This is a genomic window from Acinetobacter sp. C32I (assembly GCF_023702715.1).
In the GTDB taxonomy this organism is placed as follows: Bacteria; Pseudomonadota; Gammaproteobacteria; order Pseudomonadales; family Moraxellaceae; genus Acinetobacter.
In genome coordinates, this window is sequence record NZ_CP098480.1 from 3,006,370 (window position 1) to 3,023,905 (window position 17,536).

14 protein-coding genes are annotated in these 17,536 nt (G+C 42.3%); 5 read left to right on the plus strand and 9 right to left on the minus strand.

Going from position 1 to position 17,536, the window contains the following annotated elements; genetic code table 11:
• The first annotated feature begins 49 nt into the window (after nucleotides 1–49).
• A complete protein-coding gene (locus NDN13_RS14335) occupies nucleotides 50–1,183 on the plus strand; it encodes an anhydro-N-acetylmuramic acid kinase (RefSeq protein ID WP_251115937.1) in 1,134 nt (377 codons plus the stop codon).
• Nucleotides 1,184–1,234: 51 nt separating this feature from the next.
• Here NDN13_RS14335 and erpA read toward each other — a convergent pair whose 3' ends face one another.
• The 5 genes from erpA to NDN13_RS14360 all read right to left on the minus strand — a co-directional run bounded on the left by erpA (nucleotide 1,235) and on the right by NDN13_RS14360 (nucleotide 6,423).
• Nucleotides 1,235–1,570: an iron-sulfur cluster insertion protein ErpA gene (gene erpA / locus NDN13_RS14340; protein ID WP_130163104.1), complete on the minus strand. Its 336-nt coding sequence runs from the start codon at nucleotides 1,568–1,570 to the stop codon at nucleotides 1,235–1,237.
• 121 nt (nucleotides 1,571–1,691) lie between these two features.
• Nucleotides 1,692–2,696 (minus strand): putative solute-binding protein, encoded by a 1,005-nt coding sequence (locus NDN13_RS14345; protein WP_004656876.1) that lies wholly within the window; start codon nucleotides 2,694–2,696, stop codon nucleotides 1,692–1,694.
• Between the two features lie 289 nt (nucleotides 2,697–2,985).
• Nucleotides 2,986–3,993, minus strand: coding sequence for a putative solute-binding protein (locus NDN13_RS14350; protein WP_251115938.1), 1,008 nt, complete (start codon nucleotides 3,991–3,993; stop codon nucleotides 2,986–2,988).
• A gap of 216 nt (nucleotides 3,994–4,209) precedes the next feature.
• The gene (locus tag NDN13_RS14355) at nucleotides 4,210–5,211 is read right to left on the minus strand and encodes a putative solute-binding protein (RefSeq protein ID WP_005201754.1); all 1,002 of its coding nucleotides are present in this window, start codon (nucleotides 5,209–5,211) and stop codon (nucleotides 4,210–4,212) included.
• Between the two features lie 204 nt (nucleotides 5,212–5,415).
• Nucleotides 5,416–6,423, minus strand: a complete 1,008-nt coding sequence (locus tag NDN13_RS14360) for a putative solute-binding protein (protein ID WP_251115939.1) — start codon at nucleotides 6,421–6,423, stop codon at nucleotides 5,416–5,418.
• 213 nt (nucleotides 6,424–6,636) lie between these two features.
• On the opposite strand from NDN13_RS14360, the gene NDN13_RS14365 reads away from it, so the two are divergent.
• From NDN13_RS14365 to NDN13_RS14380, 4 genes are all read left to right on the plus strand, one after another.
• On the plus strand, nucleotides 6,637–8,565 hold the full coding sequence (locus tag NDN13_RS14365) for an ATP-binding cassette domain-containing protein (protein WP_251115940.1): 1,929 nt from the start codon (nucleotides 6,637–6,639) through the stop codon (nucleotides 8,563–8,565).
• 342 nt (nucleotides 8,566–8,907) lie between these two features.
• Nucleotides 8,908–9,465, plus strand: coding sequence for a VTT domain-containing protein (locus tag NDN13_RS14370; RefSeq protein WP_241305868.1), 558 nt, complete (start codon nucleotides 8,908–8,910; stop codon nucleotides 9,463–9,465).
• 209 nt (nucleotides 9,466–9,674) lie between these two features.
• Nucleotides 9,675–10,835, plus strand: a complete 1,161-nt coding sequence (locus tag NDN13_RS14375; RefSeq protein ID WP_251115941.1) for a PepSY-associated TM helix domain-containing protein — start codon at nucleotides 9,675–9,677, stop codon at nucleotides 10,833–10,835.
• Nucleotides 10,819–10,995: a hypothetical protein gene (locus tag NDN13_RS14380; RefSeq protein WP_251115942.1), complete on the plus strand. Its 177-nt coding sequence runs from the start codon at nucleotides 10,819–10,821 to the stop codon at nucleotides 10,993–10,995. The genes NDN13_RS14375 and NDN13_RS14380 overlap by 17 nt, the downstream gene beginning before the upstream one ends.
• A gap of 32 nt (nucleotides 10,996–11,027) precedes the next feature.
• On the opposite strand, the gene gyrB is transcribed toward NDN13_RS14380, so the two are convergent.
• The 4 genes from gyrB to dnaA form a co-directional block, all read right to left on the minus strand.
• Nucleotides 11,028–13,496: a DNA topoisomerase (ATP-hydrolyzing) subunit B gene (gene gyrB, locus NDN13_RS14385; protein WP_251115943.1), complete on the minus strand. Its 2,469-nt coding sequence runs from the start codon at nucleotides 13,494–13,496 to the stop codon at nucleotides 11,028–11,030.
• A gap of 49 nt (nucleotides 13,497–13,545) precedes the next feature.
• Nucleotides 13,546–14,628 (minus strand): DNA replication/repair protein RecF, encoded by a 1,083-nt coding sequence (gene recF, locus NDN13_RS14390; RefSeq protein ID WP_016543211.1) that lies wholly within the window; start codon nucleotides 14,626–14,628, stop codon nucleotides 13,546–13,548.
• A gap of 28 nt (nucleotides 14,629–14,656) precedes the next feature.
• Nucleotides 14,657–15,805: a DNA polymerase III subunit beta gene (dnaN, locus tag NDN13_RS14395; protein ID WP_016543212.1), complete on the minus strand. Its 1,149-nt coding sequence runs from the start codon at nucleotides 15,803–15,805 to the stop codon at nucleotides 14,657–14,659.
• A gap of 90 nt (nucleotides 15,806–15,895) precedes the next feature.
• On the minus strand, nucleotides 15,896–17,293 hold the full coding sequence (gene dnaA / locus NDN13_RS14400) for a chromosomal replication initiator protein DnaA (RefSeq protein WP_251115944.1): 1,398 nt from the start codon (nucleotides 17,291–17,293) through the stop codon (nucleotides 15,896–15,898).
• Nucleotides 17,294–17,536: the final 243 nt, after the last annotated feature.

The following is a 17,536-nucleotide window of genomic DNA, read 5'->3' on the forward strand; positions in this document are numbered from 1 at the left end:
TTGTGCGATATACTAACATTTTTTCAGCATCTTGCAGGATAAGTTGTATATGAGCGCGATCTATATTGGTGTAATGACAGGCACGAGCATGGATGGTGTTGATATTGTTGCAACTTCATTCGACCCTTTAACACTGCATGCCACACTCACAGTGCCTTTTGAACTTGAATTACGCGATGAGTTGATGGCATTGACGCTTCCTGATGACAATGAAATCGATCGTATGGGCAAAGCCGATGTCGCTTTGGCGCAAATGATTGGTCATGGTATCAATCAACTGATTCAACAAAATAATTTAGACCGGAGCCAGATTAAAGCCATCGGTTCACATGGACAAACCATTCGCCATCGTCCTGAACACGGCTTCACCTTACAAATTGGTGACCCCAATATCATCACAGAAATCACGCAACTGCCTGTAGTGTCGGATTTCCGTCGTCGTGACATGGCCGCTGGTGGTCAAGGCGCGCCTTTAGTACCTGCTTTCCATCAAGCGCTGTTTCAACATGACAGCATTCACCGCGTGATTTTAAATTTAGGTGGCATTGCCAATGTCAGTATGCTGCCTGCAAATAACCTAGACGGCGTTTATGGTTTTGATACTGGTCCTGCCAATATCTTGATGGATGCGTGGTGTCATCGCCATACAGGGCATCCTTATGATGAAAATGGTGATTGGGCTGCCTATGGCAATCCCATCCGTTCGTTATTGGAACGCCTACAGAATCATGAATTCTTTGCCAAAGAACCCCCGAAGAGCACTGGTCGCGAAGACTTTAATTTAGAATGGCTAGATGAGCAACTCAGTGATTGGCGTAATGATCTGGAATATGATGAATTGGAAGATACTCCAGAAAATATTCAATCTACTTTAATGAAGCTCACCACACGTGCGATTAAAAAAGCGATTTACCGTAGTAAAGAAACCATGCCAACGGGGGAAATCTATGTCTGTGGTGGCGGTGCTTATAATTCACATTTACTTGAGCAACTCCGCTGGCGCTTGCGTAAGCACAATTGGTCGGTACAAACCACGGATGCACTTGATTTAGCCCCGACATGGGTAGAAGCGACCGCTTTTGCGTGGTTAGCCATGCGTTTTGTAGAGCAGCTCAGTGGTAATTTACCTGCGGTGACGGGTGCAGCTGGAGATCGTATTCTCGGCACCATCACTATGGTATAAAACAAAAAAAGCTTCTCAATTGGAGAAGCTTTTTTTACATCAAAAAATCGATTAAATCGAGAAAGATGATCCACATCCACAGGTTGTGGTCGCATTCGGGTTTTGGATCACAAAACGTGAACCTTCCAGTCCTTCCAGATAGTCGACCACTGAACCCACGAGATACTGATAGCTGAGCGAGTCAACCAAGACTTTCACATCACCATTGCTGAACTCAGCATCATCTTCATTGACGCTTTCAGCGAAGTTAAAGCCATAAGAAAATCCTGAACAACCACCACCCGTTACATAAACACGTAACATAAGGTCGTTATTGCCTTCACTTTCGCGTAGTTGGCGAACTTTTTTGGCAGCATTATCTGACAATTCTAGAGCTTGGGCGTTCATGATGGACTTTCCTCGACTTCACTTCGTCTTTAATAAATAAAAGACCCGATATTCAGTATAGCATACTCAATATCGGGTCTGTATTTGAAGTTTAAAGTGCTGTTAAAGACTTTTTATACGATTATTTGTAGTTCTCGTCTTGTAAGCCACATTCAAAGTTTTTGGCATCTTCACGGCAACGGAATTGCCATAACAGCTTCATCATGCGCTTGTCATAGATTCCCTTAGCCGTCAGATTAATACGTGCTTCACGCATTAACTTTTGATAACCAGGTTTGTCAGAAGCAGGCACTTCCATCCAATATTTTTGCGGAATATCGGCTTTCATTTTTCCAAGAATGGTAAATGCACGTGGCAATTGTGCCTTCACCCACTCTCGAGATTTTTGACCAAAACCTGTCGGGAATTTCTCTGGATGAATAATTAAATTGCCAGTCACTTGCAGAATTGGATAATTGACAATCGCCCCTTTGGTTCCTAAACCCTTATACAGTTCCAAAGGTTTAAAGGCAGCGGCTGGTGCACCAATAATATCCACTTGACCATTATTGAACTTGGCACCAAAGTTGGTGATATCGGAACTGACTGCTTGTGCACCGACTTGTGAAGCCATAATTTTTTGTGCTTCATCATAATCTAGGACAGCAATTTTCTTGCCTGCCGCTTTAGCCACCGTATTGATATTACGATCATTCACCAACAAATAGGCATCGCCCACAGGAATGACCCCAACCACTTCATATTTTCCATTCACCATCGCTTTGGCAAAAGTCGGGCTGGCTAAACCCTGCATCACTTTAACGGCCAATTTAAGGTCGGTAATCGCCCCGATTGCATCTAATGAACCCGTAAACTGGTTAAACTGACGACCACGCATCCCTGTGATACTCACGCCATCACATTTTCCTGCTTTAAAGTCTTCTGCAATTACCGCTTCGTTGGTTCCGACTTTAAGCTCAATATCAGCGCCCCAAGTTTTTGCAGCGAGTTGATAATCCTTCATTAATGCATAAACATCGCCACTTTTGCCCACGATATCAAATACACAAATTGTTTGTTTTGCCTGAGTGCCCGCAGAGACCGCGGCGATCCCAGTCGCAAGTAATAAAGTTTTAAACCATTGCATGTTATTTTTCCTTTGCATCTATGCTGATTGTTGTTGCACCCCATCCAAAATCAAAAGACTGGCGGTATATCTTTAAATAGGGTTTACCAATGAATCATTGTTTTTAATACAGTCATGTTTAATCATCCTGATTGAAACATCTTTTAAATCTTCAAGATTCCATTTGGTTTTTATATCTTTATATAATTACGATCTTTGCACATCAAAACAATGGCTTAAATGACATCTGCAAAAAAACAAAAAGCCTAGATAAATCTAGGCTTTAAGTCTTGATTATGACAATTCTGGATTATTCACCCGGTAATGCACATTCAAAGTTTGCTTTGTCGACTGAACAACGTGCTTTCTTCAATACAGACATCATACCTGCATCGTAAATACCACGTTTAGTTAGGTCCATACGGCCATCACGTAATAATTTTTGATATTTCAAGTTATCTTCAGCACTCAAGTTCATTTTGTATTTAGCTGGAATTTCAGCTTCATAACGTTTGATCATAGCGAATGCTTTTGGAAGTTGCTTCACAAAGTAATCACGAGATTTTTGACCAAAACCAGCAGGGAATTTCTCTGGACGAATCACAAGATCTGCAGTGACTTGTAATACTGGGAAGTTAAACATCGCACCATTTGAACCTAAGCCTTTGCTTAATTCTAATGGTTTGTAGGCATAAGCAGGCGCACCCACCATGTCAACTTGACCGTTGTTAAATTTCGCAGCAAAGTTAGAAATATCAGAAAGTACCGCTTGCGCGCCTACGCGTTGTACCATGATTTTTTGTGCATCATCATAGCCCAATACTGCGAATTTTTTACCCGCTGCTTTTTCAATTGAGTTAATGCTCTTGTCACGTACGAAAATGTAAGCAGCACCTAAAGGCGCGATACCCGCGATTTCGTATTTATTGCCACCTAAATTGGTAGTCATTTTTGCTGCATTACGTGCATCCAGTACATAGGTAATCGCACGTTGTGCAACTTGATTGCTTGGCGCACCGCCCAATGAATCGACTGAACCCGCAAATTTGTTATATGGACGAGCACGCATTGCTGTCATCGCAACAGCAGCACATTTACCCGCTTTAAAGTTATTGTCTGCAACCTGTTCATCCGTGATTGCAAGTAGGTTGACATCAGCGCCCCAGCTTTTCGCTGCGAGTGCCCAGTCCTGCATCATTTTGTATGATTCACCTGACTTTCCTAATAAGTCGAATACACACACATCAATTGCTGCTTGAGTAGAAGCAGATACACCAAAGATCGAAGTTGCTGCAAGAGCAAGTGCAATTTTTTTCATATTTTTCATCCTTTCACAAACTTTATGTTTGTCTCCTTGTTCGAAGCAAATATTAATCATGTTTTTTGAAAAAAAATAGAGCTTCTACTCTATTTTTATGACTGGATTGTTTATTTTTTACCCTCTTTTATCTATTTCTATTATTTTCTTAGGCATTTTTGTTATATCTGCCTCAGTTTATGTATAGATTTATATCTAGGCCAATATTCTCCTCTGTTATTCGCCACTCAAAGTACACTCAAAGTTAGTCCGTTCAACCGTACAACGGGCGCGCTTCAGCACATTCATCATACTCGCATCGTACACGCCTTGCTTGGTTAAATTCATGCGTCCATCCCGTAACATTTTTTGATAACGGGTTTTATCTTCATTGGTCAAAGTAATCTTTTTGGCATTCATCCCTGCTTCTAAGCGTTGCACCATGGCAAAGTTACTTGGCAGTTTGTTTACGAACCATTGTCGAGACTGGGTTCCAAAACCACTTGGGAATTGTGCAGGACGAATAATCAGGTCACCGGTAATATTGACCACAGGGAAATTAAACAATGCCCCATTGGCCAAGCCCTTACTGATCTCTAAAGGTTTATAGGCATAGGCAGGTGCGGCAATCACATCCACCTGTCCGCTATTAAATTTTTTCACAAAATCAGAAATATCCGATGGTACCGCCACCAAATCGATACTTTCTACAATGGCCTTTTGCGCTTGGTCATAATGTAAATAAGCAAATTTTTTGCCTTTGGCTTTTTCAATGGTGTCGATCTTTTTGTCACGTACAAAAATATACGCCAGCCCGACTTGGATAATACCTGCAACTTCAAATTTCTCCCCGTTCATCGTTGCCGTTAAACGATGCTGATTACGTTTATCCAGTACATACGTAATCGCCTTTTGCGCAATGGCATTGCTGGTGACTGCCCCGACCGCATCCACCGAGCCTGCAAATTTATTATATTTACGGGCACGCATCGAGGTCATATAGACACCATCGCATTTGCCCGCATCGAAATCTTTTTCCGCTTTTTCTTCGTCTTGATAAGGAATCAGCTCAACATCGCCCTGCCATGTTTTAGAAGCCAGCTTCCATTCCTCAATCAGTTTATAAGACTCCCCAGCCTTACCCAATAAATCAAAAACACAAATTTGTTGTTTTGCCTGTACAGGAGTGCTCATGACAAATAGAGCTGTAGCACTCAATGCCCAAAGTCCTTTTTTCATCTTGTTTTCCCTTACTTTGCTATTTTGCACAATTTTCCAGCAGTGCTGATTCAATATAGTCAGATTTTGACCAAAAGAATAGCACTTTTATATACATATGTCGGGTTTTCATCTGTTTTAACAGACTTGATCACGTTTTAATTTTTTAGGCCAATATCAACTCAAAAGCAGGATGTTGAGACATCCATCCTCTTATGTATTGGTTTATTCACCACCTAAAGTACATTCAAAATTGGTTCGGTCTACCGTACAGCGCGCGCGTTTCAGTACACTCATCATGCTGGCATCGTAAATACCACGTTTGGTCAATCCCATACGTGCTTCACGCAAGATTTGCTGATAACGGGTTTTATCCTCATTACTGAGGTTGATTTTATATTTGGCAGGCAATTCTGATTCAAGACGCTGGATCAGTGCGAAATTGGTATTCAGACGACTTAGAAACCACGCTCGAGAGTTCTGTCCAAAATTGCTGGAGAATTTTTCAGGACGGATAATTAAGTCCATGGTCATATTCACCGCTGGGAAAGTAATAATCGCGCCCTCATTTCCCAATCCCTTTGACAATTCTAAAGGCTTATAGGCATAGGCAGGTGCCGCCATAATATCGGCCTGACCAGTATTAAACTTTTTGGCGATATCAGAGATATCCGCAAGTACGGCTTGTCCACCTAGGCTTTTCACCACGATCTTTTGTGCTTCGTCATAGCCAAGCACTGCAAATTTTTTCCCTTTGATTTGCTCAATAGTATTCATCTTCTTGTCTTTGACAAAAATATAGGCCAAACCAATTTGCGAAATCCCAGCAACTTCATAGTTTTCATTATCAACGGTGCTGAGCAAACGGCGTTGATTACGCTTGTCCAAAGCAAAGCTAATCGCTTTCTGTGCAATCGCATAACTTGGTACCGCCCCAATGGCATCAATCGAACCTGCAAATTTGTTATAACGGCGCGCACGCATTGAAGTCATATAGACGCCATCACATTTGCCTTGTTCAAAATCATTTTCCGCCAACGCTTCATTCTGATAGCTGATCAGAAAGGTATCACCACGCCATGCTTTCGCAGCCAAGGCCCACTCTTCCATGGCCTTATAGGCTTCTCCTGATTTCCCCAACAAATCAAAAACACAAATTTTGCTCGCTGCATGTGTTTCTGTATAGCTCCCCAACACCAGCATTGCCCCCAATGCAAGAATTCGCTTGTTCATCCTTAAATCCTATGCTGCTACTTTTAGTCTTGTTGCTTATTTTTTCATATAATTTAAATAATAATCTGATTCGCGTCACAAAAATAGAGCTTTTACTCTATTTTATCATTGATTGATCAGCTCAATCCGAACAACTTGATCTTAAATATAAAAATTTGCATTCATGGGCGATCACCTTAAAATGCAGCTATCTATTCGCTATTTTGCATGCTCATGATCCAATTTGACCAAGTTTCATTACGCCGTGGTGGGCGAGTTCTGTTCCAAAAAGCATCAATGCAGCTTCATCCTGGCTGGAAAATTGGTCTTACTGGGGTGAATGGTGCAGGTAAATCGACCTTATTTGCTGCATTTTTAGGAGATTTGGTTGCAGATGAGGGCAATTTGACTCGCCCTGCGGTGTGGACTGTGGCGCATATGGCGCAAGAAATTAAAGCCTTAGAAATGCCAGCGATTGATTTTGTGCTGTCAGGCGATGAAGAATACTGGGATATTCAAGAAAAATTAGCGCATCCAGATCAACTCAGTAATGATGACTTGGCCCGACTGCATGGTCGTTTTGACGAAATTCATGGTTATGCAGCGCCTGCCAAAGCAGCACAATTGATGGCTGGTCTCGGCTTTCTTGATCACCAATTAAAATTAAATGTCGCGAGCTTCTCGGGTGGTTGGCGTATGCGCTTAAACTTGGCGCGCACCCTGATGAGCCGTTCAGATCTGCTGTTGCTGGATGAACCGACCAACCATTTGGACTTGGATGCGATCTTGTGGTTAGAAGACTGGCTCAAAGCGTATGAAGGTACGCTGGTCCTGATTTCACATGACCGAGATTTCTTGGATGCGATTACCGATCATATTCTGCATATCGAAAATCAAGAACTGACCTTATACACAGGCAATTACTCCACCTTTGAAACCACTCGTAGTGAACGCTTAGCGCAGCAACAGCAAGCTTTTGAGAAGCAGCAAGAAACCCGCGCACATCTACAAAAGTTTATTGACCGCTTTAAAGCCAAGGCCACCAAAGCCCGCCAAGCACAAAGCCGAATTAAGCAATTAGAGCGCATGCAGCAACTCGCACCAGCACATGTTGATACGCCATTTACCTTCAGCTTCCGTGAACCAACCAAAATGAGTTCACCTCTGCTGAGCCTGGATGCTGCTACGATTGGCTACGGCGATAAAATCATTGCTGAAAAAATTCGTCTGCAAATCACCCCAAGTTCACGTATTGGCTTACTCGGGATGAATGGTGCCGGTAAATCAACCTTGATCAAGACCCTTGTCGGTGATTTACCACTACTTGCAGGCGAACGCAAAGCCTCTGAGTTGCTCAACATTGGTTATTTTGCTCAGCATCAAATGGATGCTTTGGATGCCCATGCCAGCCCAATGCTGCAATTGGCTCGAATTGCCGATAAACACATCAGTGAAGCTGCTTTACGTGCCTTTTTAGGTAGTTTTGGCTTTAGTGGCGAGCGTATGGATACGCCGTGCGAAAGCTTCTCAGGTGGTGAACGTGCTCGTTTAGCTTTGGCGCTGATTGTATGGCAACGCCCTAATGTCTTGATTCTGGACGAACCAACTAACCATTTAGACTTGGATATGCGTCTGGCACTGACCATGGCGCTACAGGACTTTGATGGTGCAGTGGTGCTGGTTTCACATGAACGCCAATTGATTGCCAGTGTCTGTGATGACTTGTTATTAGTACATGCAGGTCAATGCACAGAATTTGCAGGGGATCTACAAGACTACGCCAAGTGGTTACGTGAAGCACGCCAGCAACAGATCAATGCACAAAATGCATCACAGCAGCAAAGTACGTCGACCCAAGCTCCTGTCACAAAAGTAGATAAAGAAGCGCAACGTAAAGAAGCAGCTCGTCGCCGTGAAATGACCCGCCCGATTCGTAAAAATATCGAAAAAGTCGAAGCTCAAATTGAAAAAGTTCAACCACGCTTAGCCGACATTGAACATGCTTTAGCGGATAGTGCCTTGTATGAGGCCGATCGCAAAAATGATTTGATCAAGCTGATGAATGAGCAAAATGAGCTCAAAGCCAAGTTAGAACAGTATGAAGAACAGCTTTTAGAACTGATGATGGAACTTGAAGAGCTAGAAAGCTCTTTTGCAGATTAAGCTGCTAGCTGATTCATACACAGCTCTATTTGAGTGTGTATGAATCACAACATTTAAGGTCATTTGTTGAAACAGCATCATCCTATTTATGGCCTTAAAAGATAGTTCAGATACTTAAAAACACTATGAATAGCATGAAAAATGTCATGAATTTGTCGAGAATTTCAGATAAGGTAAAAATTGGAATTTTCTCAGAAAATTGAGCTTTGGTGTCAGGCTCGATATACTCAGCCCCCACTGTTGTAAATTTATAACTGACGAATGAATCCTGAGGGTTAAATTCATTTTACATTTTTTGTACTTTAATTTGGTGAGTACTCTATCTTGGATCATACAAACTGAATGAATTCTTTAGATTTTATTTTTAATTTTGAACATATTCTGCCGGTCTTGGTTCAAGAGTACGGTTTATGGATTTATGCCATTCTTTTTCTGATTATTTTTTCAGAAACCGCCTTTGTTTTTATGTTCTTCTTACCTGGTGACAGTCTATTACTCACCGTGGGTGCATTATGCTCTGTGGTTGAGATCATGCATCTTGGCTATATGATCAGCCTTTTGTTCTTTGCTGCAGCATTGGGCTATATGGTGAACTATCATATTGGTCGTCATTTTGGTGACCGTATTTTCAATATAAAATCACGCTTTATTAAGCAAGAATATTTGCAAAAAACCAATGTGTTCTTTTTGAAACACGGTGGAAAAACTATTTTGCTGGCTCGTTTTATTCCATTTGCCCGTTCATTTGCGCCCTTAGCAGCTGGTTCAAGCAATATGAACTATAGCCATTTCGTTATTTATAATATCTTGGGTGCATTGCTGTGGATCAGTGTCTTGGTCACTGCAGGATACCTGTTCGGCCATGCATTGATTCAAGTGAGTGACTTTGTAGAAAGTTAATTTTTATAGCCCACGTTTTTATAATTCAGCAGGAAAGCTCAGCTCTCCTGCTTTTTTTAATCAATTTATTCCTTGTTAAGTTCCACGTGGAACGTAAAAAACAATAGTAAATAATAATGAAAATAATTATCAATAAAAATAAAATCACTCTATAAAAAAACTAATCATCAAGGGGATCCCGTGCGCACAGCCGCATTGGAAAATCAGTTATGAAGCAAACCATTCCTTCAACCAAGAAAACCAACTCGCGCTGGTTTCGTCTTAATTTATGGATTCATCGCTGGGTCAGCTTGGTGATTGTAATTCCCTTTGCGATTTTATCGATCACTGGGGTTATTCTGATTTTCCATGAAGAGATTGATCATGCACTTGGGGTTGAGCCTACGGCGCTACATTCCTCTCTATCACAGCAGCGGCCATTAGCAGATTCTATTGCAACCGCCCAACAAACCTACCCCAATGAGCAGATTATCAGTACAGGCTATGATCCTGAGCATCATCCAGGTGTGCTGTTGATTGGTATGGCAAAACCAGAGCAAAGCTTCGAACAAGCGCGTTGGCTGTTTGCCGATATTGGTTCTGCAACACTCATTCAGCAACCGAATGAACGAGATACCTTAACGGGATTCTTACTGGAACTGCACGCCAATTGGTTCTTAGGTTTTATTGGACAACTGATTGGTGCACTGATCGCCTTTTTAGTGTTCTTATCTTTGGTTTCTGGCTTGGTCGTGTATGCCCCTTATGTGAAAAAATTCCTGTTTGGCATTCTTCGTTTTAACAAGGGACAACGTCTATTACAGCTCGATCTACACAACTTAATTGGTTCTGCAATCCTCGGTTGGGCACTGGTGGTGACGATAACAGGTTTTTTACTGGGTTTCGGTACAGTGGCGATTGGTGTTTGGCAAATGACTGAGCTGAAAGCCCTCCAAGATAAATATCAGCATGCCCGGGTGATTCATCCTCATTTAAGCATTGATCAGGTGTATGCCGCTGCGCAAAAAGGTCAAACAGCGTGGCATCCCAGCAGTGTGTTCTACCCCAAAACCGAATATGCCACCCAAGGGCATTATATGGTGCTGTTACAAGGCAATGAAGGCTTGAACGAAAAGATGCTTAAAGTGGCCTTGGTCAATGCAGAAACAGGACAAGTGGATACCATTGAGGAATTACCGACTTATTTGAAAGCCATTTTATTGTCTCAACCGCTACATTTTGGCAATTATGGGGGCATGCCCTTAAAGATTTTATGGAGTTTATGCACCCTGCTTACCCTATTTATTACCTTAAATGGCGCATGGCTATGGTGGGCAAAACGTCAACAAAAGAGCTTAAAAGGAGGCAACAACAATGCAGCGATGGAATAAGCTCAGTACTTTATGGCTACTTGCACTGTGTAGTATGGGTGGAATTATTGGAATGTTATTGATGGATGGGCTTGCGGATATTATTTTTTTGATTATTACCCTGCTGCCGATTCTGATTGCAGGCTGGAGAGCTTATCTTTTACAGCGCGGTAAAAGATAAGCCAGCTTGATTGATATTGATGCTTAAGTCAATTAAGCATCAATATCTGCATTCAAGGCATTTTCTTCAATGAAAGCACGACGTGGTTCTACGTCATCCCCCATCAAGCATGAGAACATGCGATCTGCTTCAATTGCATCATCAATGGTCACTTGCAACATATTACGGTTTTCAGGATCCATGGTGGTTTCCCAAAGTTGCTCAGCGTTCATCTCACCCAAACCTTTATAGCGTTGGATCATCATGCCACGGCGTGAGTCTTGTAAAATGTGCTGCCACACTTGATGGAAACTGCTGACTTGAATACGGCGATCACCTTTTTGCAGATAAGCCCCTTCTTCCAGCAACTTGAACCAGCTCTTCGAGTTTTTCAGCAAACGTGCATATTCAGCAGAATTTAACAGACCTGCATCGAGTAAATACGAATGCGGTAAGTTATGCACATACACGGTGACACGCGGCCAGTAATGTGCTGATTTCTCACCTTGTGCATTTTCACGTTCAAACGCTTCCAATGTAATTTCTGGACGCAAGCTTGGTTGTAATTTTTCAATCGCAACACGTAATTGCTCTGCCCACGCTTCTACATAATCACGTTCATGATTGTGATCCGCTTTAAATGCATCCAACTCAAGTAGGCCATCGAGCAAACTTGCAGGATAACGTTGAGTTAAGCGCTGTAAGCTTTTTTGTGAGACTTGATAATCTGCAATCACTCTCGATAAGGCTTCACCGGTAATCGCAGGTGCTTCCGCACTGATATGCAATGAAAGCTCATCAATGGCATTAGAAATCAGGAAAGTTTCCAGTGCTTCATTATCTTTGATGTATTGCTCGTGCTTACCTTTCTTCAACTTGTACAGCGGTGGTTGCGCGATATAGATATAACCACGTTCAACCAACTCTGGCATTTGACGGAAGAAGAAGGTCAATAACAAGGTCCGAATATGTGAACCATCCACGTCCGCATCGGTCATGATAATGATTTTGTGATAACGCAATTTGTCTGGATTATATTCTTCACGTCCGATACCACAACCAAGCGCGGTAATTAACGTACCGACTTCCTGACTTGAAATCATCTTGTCAAAACGTGCACGTTCAACGTTCAGGATTTTACCCTTGAGCGGCAAAATCGCCTGCATCTTACGGTTACGACCTTGCTTGGCACTACCGCCTGCAGAGTCACCCTCGACCAGATACAGTTCAGATAATGCTGGATCTTTTTCCTGACAGTCTGCCAACTTACCTGGTAAGCCTGCGATATCCAAAGCACTCTTACGGCGGGTCATTTCACGGGCTTTACGCGCCGCGTCACGCGCACGTGCCGCATCAATAATTTTACCTGCAATTGACTTTGCTGCCTGTGGGTTTTCTAGCAAATACGCTGAAAACTCTTTGTTCATGGCTTGTTCAACAGCAGGTTTTACTTCACTCGACACCAATTTTTCTTTGGTTTGTGAAGAGAATTTTGGATCAGGCACTTTCACTGAAATAATAGCGGTTAAGCCTTCACGCGCATCATCACCCGTAACGGCTACTTTTTCTTTTTTCAGTAAGCTTTCATTTTCCATGTAGCTGTTGAGGCCACGGGTTAATGCAGCTCGGAAGCCTGCGAGGTGTGTACCCCCATCTTTCTGTGGAATGTTGTTGGTAAAGCAACGGACATTCTCTTGATAGCTGTCATTCCACTGCAATGCAACTTCGACACCGATGCCATTATCCGCATCCATCGTGAAGTGGAAGATGTCATTCAGATGGGTTTTACCTTCGTTAATATATTTAACGAATTCAGATAAACCACCTTCATAGTCATAAACATGCTCGAGATTGACACGCTCATCCCGCAGTACGATACGTACCCCTGCGTTCAGGAACGAAAGTTCTCGTAAACGACGTGCCAAAATATCGACACTAAAAATGGTTTGGCTAAAGGTCAGTTCACTTGGCCAGAAACGAACGGTCGTCCCCGATGTATCGGTTTCACCCACAACTTTTAACGGATATTGCGGATCGCCATGTGCGTATTCTTGCTCATGGATTTGGCCAGCACGGTGAATGGTCAAATGCAATTTTTTAGATAAAGCATTAACAACTGAGACACCTACACCGTGTAAACCACCCGACACTTTATAGCTGTTATCATCGAACTTACCACCAGCATGCAGAATGGTCAGAATTACCTCTGCCGCAGACACCCCTTCTTCTGGGTGAATATCGGTCGGAATACCACGACCATTATCCGAGACGCTGACCGATTCATCTTCATGAATGGTCACTAAAATCTCGTCACAGTGTCCTGCTAAAGCTTCATCGATGGCATTATCCACCACCTCAAACACCATATGGTGCAAACCTGTACCGTCATCGGTATCACCGATATACATGCCAGGGCGTTTACGAACCGCGTCTAATCCACGTAATACTTTAATACTAGAGGAATCATAAGCCTTTTCATTTGTTTGTTCTGTTTGAGAGACTGATTGAGACTCTGAACTCATGGTTACTCCCTAGTAAATATCTAATCTATCCAAAGATGAGGAAATAAAATTATGGCGCAGCAAGACTGACTTGGCCGTGAACAACATGGAACAATTGAAAGGGAATCGACAGATCATGTAAGTGTTTTAATACCGACGCATGGTCTAAGGTGGTCATAAAAACCTGACTTCCCAACTGACTCAGTCGCTCAATTAAACGTTGTTGTGCAGCTAAATCTAACTCTGCTGTCAGATCATCTAATAATACCACAGTTTCCTTGTTACTCGCATGCAGCATTGCAATTTGTGACAGTTTTAATGCCATGATTAACAACTTTTTTTGCCCGCGAGAGAGCACATCATCGGCATTGCCAAACGGCGTTTTTAAGCGTAGATCTGCACGGTGCGGACCGTACTCGGTATAACGGCGATCAAGGTCTTTTTGATGCTGCTGAATCAAGTCCTGTAGCAAGCCCTGCTCGGTATGAAAGCCCGCACTGTATTCCAGTTCAATCTGCAGATTGGGCAACAACTGCTGCAAATCTTCATGGAAAAACTGATTCCATTGCTCAACGATTCCAACCCGTTGTGAGTGCAAAATTTCGCCATAATCACTGAGCATTTTGTTCCACGGCTCTAAATCAGCCAGACTGAGATTACGCCGTGTTTTGAGTAAACTGTTGCGCTGTTTTAATGCTCGCGAATAATACTGCCAAGCAAAATAAAACTCAGGTTCCACGTGGAACATCAACCAATCCAACAGTTGCCGTCTGGGCTTGGCGCCATGATCAATAATATCGGTACTTTGTGGGTCGATATGCTGTAAAGGCAAGAGTTTTGCCAACTGACCTTGGGTGGCAATGGTATCGCCATTCACTTTAATCAGTTGCTCGCCAGAAGCCAGTTTTTGCATGCCGATACGTTCACTGGCCGATTGTGCGAACACAATCGCATCGTCCGCCTCGTATTGGATGTAATGTTTTGGAATATGGGTGCGAAATGAGCGACCTGTGGCCAACAAATGGATGGATTCGAGAATCGAGGTTTTTCCAGAACCATTGGCCCCGTAAAAAATATTAAACGGTTGCAACTCATTGAGTGCAACCGCCTTTAAATTACGTACACGCTCGATATTTAAACGCGTAATTTGCATGAATTAAGACTCAAACCATCAAACGAGCTTAAACACGCATTGGCATGACAACATAAGTTTGATCTGGATGGGCTGGATCTTGAACAAGCACAGACTGATTGGCCTCACTCATGCTCATTTTTACATCATCACCATCTAAAACACTTAAAACATCAAGGATATATTGTGCATTAAATGACATTTCCAACGGTGCATCTTGATATTGAATTGCAATATCTTCAACCGCCTCATCTTGTTCAGGGTTATTGGCACGTAACTGTAATGAATCTTGATTAAAGTTCAAGAATACACCACGAAGTTTTTCATTACTTAAAATTGCTACACGCTGCAACGATTGTTTAAAGACGTCATGTGCAATAAAGACATGCTTATCCCCATTTTTTGGAATCACACGGCGATAATCAGGGAATTTTCCATCAATCAGTTTCGTGGTAAAACGAACGGTAATATCACCCTGCTCTTTATCACGGCTTGGGGTATTAATGGTGACATTCAATAATTCACGGCCAATCAATAAGGTGAGTTGTTCATCTTCAATACTGAGTAAACGCTGTAATTCACCGACCGCCTTACGTGGAACAATGGCCTGCATCGGCGCTGCTGCTGTTGATGATGCCAACACCTCACACAAGGCTAAACGATGTCCATCAGTAGTCACTGTACGTAATTGATTTTGATCAATTTCCAACAATGTACCCGTCAGGTAAAAACGGACATCCTGAACCGCCATGGCAAAGGCCGTTTTTTCAAATAAACGCTTTAATTCACGCTGGGTAACCTGGACTTGTGTCCCTTGGCTATTTTCAGTGGTCAATAATGGATAATCTTCGGCAGGAAGTGTACCCAACACGAAACGGCTATTGCCCGATTTTAAAATACAGCGTTGATCTTCAGTAATTTGTAGATCAATCAAGGCTGCTGTAGGAAGAGATTTACAAATTTCGACCAGTTTACGTGCAGGAACAGTGGTTTCACCCGCTTCTAAACAAGCACCTTCTGCTAACGTGGTGCTGGCAACCAATTCAACTTCCAAGTCAGAACCTGTAATGGTTAAGGCCTGTTGTGTGGTTTGAATTTTAACGTTTGAAAGAATATTCAAGGTATGACGGCGTTCAACAGCCCCCACCACATGGGATAAAACATTGACTAAACTTTCTTTAGCGATTTTCAAACGCACGATTTTATTCCTCTTACAACAGAAGCCGATATGAATGTTAGCAGTGTACTATGCTGCACTTAAAAATAGTTTGCAACTCTGAAAAATAGATTAACTTTGTAACAAGCGCAGTAAATTTTTATAGTCTTCATTAAAAATAGGGTCTTCTTCACGCAAGCTGACCACTTTTTCACAGGCATGCATCACGGTACTGTGGTCACGACCACCAAAAGCCATACCAATTTCAGGGAAACTATCCCCAGTTAATTCACGAGCCAAACCCATGGCCAATTGCCGTGGACGTGCATAAATACGGGTACGTTTTGGCCCAATCAATTCTTTTAATGGAATTCGGAAGTATTCACTTACCACCCGCTGGATATTTTCAACACTAATGGTACGTGCACGAATCGCCAAAACATCTTTTAACGACTCACGCACCACATCCAAATCAATTGCAGTACCTTTAAAACGTGAAATTGCCACGACTTTATTAAGTGCACCTTCAAGCTCTCGTACGTTTGCAACCACTTGTTGGGCAATAAACAGAGCACAGTTTCGTGGTAAATCAACTCCACTATTTTCCGCTTTTTTCAGCAAGATCTCGATTCGGGTCTCGATATCTGGCGGTTCAACCCCCACAGATAAGCCCCATGAAAAGCGAGAAACTAAACGTGGATCAAGTTCAGTGAGTTCTTTTGGATAACGATCTGAGGTTAAAATAATTTGTTTAGATTCATCCAATAAAGCATTGAATGTATAGAAGAATTCAACAAGGCTTGCTTCTTTTCCTGCGAGTAAATGAATATCATCGACCAACAATAAATCTAAAGAACGACAGTTTTTCTTAAATTCTTCAACCTTACCTTTTTGTAATGAACTGACAAAGTCCTGTACAAAACTTTCCGAAGTCATATACATCACACGTGCATTTGGCTTGGCTTGTAACAGCGCATTGCCCACGGCCTGCATTAAATGGGTTTTACCCAGACCTGTTGGGCCATACAAAAATAAAGGGTTATGTTGCGAAGCACCTAACTGCGTTAAAACCTTGCGGCAGGTTTCAGCAGCCATTTGGTTAGAACGGCCTTCAACAAACAAAGAAAAGGTAAATAACGGATTGAGTTGTCTTTTCTTCGGTATTTTAGTGACATTTTGACTCGGTTGAACCAAATCAGATTCTTTTTTTACTTTTGTTGGAACAGCAACAGGTGCACTACTCAACGCTGCTGTAGTGGTTGCAGGTTGCTCATTAGAAGACAAAATAGTCCCAGGACGTGAATCAACCAGAATTTCAACCTGACGAACTCGGCCTTCCGACAATTGTTCAGCAAGAATAGAGATCAGTTCTAAATGGTTATCCTGAATATAACGCGTCCAATAGGGGTTCGGTGCGTATAAACGCATCACACCATCAACCTCTTCAGCAACCAAAGGACGAATCCACATCGCAAAGACGTTATCAGATAGCTCTTGTCGCAAGCGAGTTAAGCAGTCTGTCCAGAGCATGTGCATCCCCTATATATCCATTTTTTAAATTCAAAAATAAAAAACCGTCACCCCTCATCTTTCAAAGGGGTCGCCATTCTAACCAAGTTATCCACATCTGTCAGGACAATTTATGGGACTTTTGCTGAAAAAGACAGCATTCGTTTATAAATTTAAATTCAAAGCCACATGTGCATAACTTTTTGCACAAGCTGTGGATAGTTTTAAGCTCAAAGTTATCCACAAACTATAAAAATGATAAAA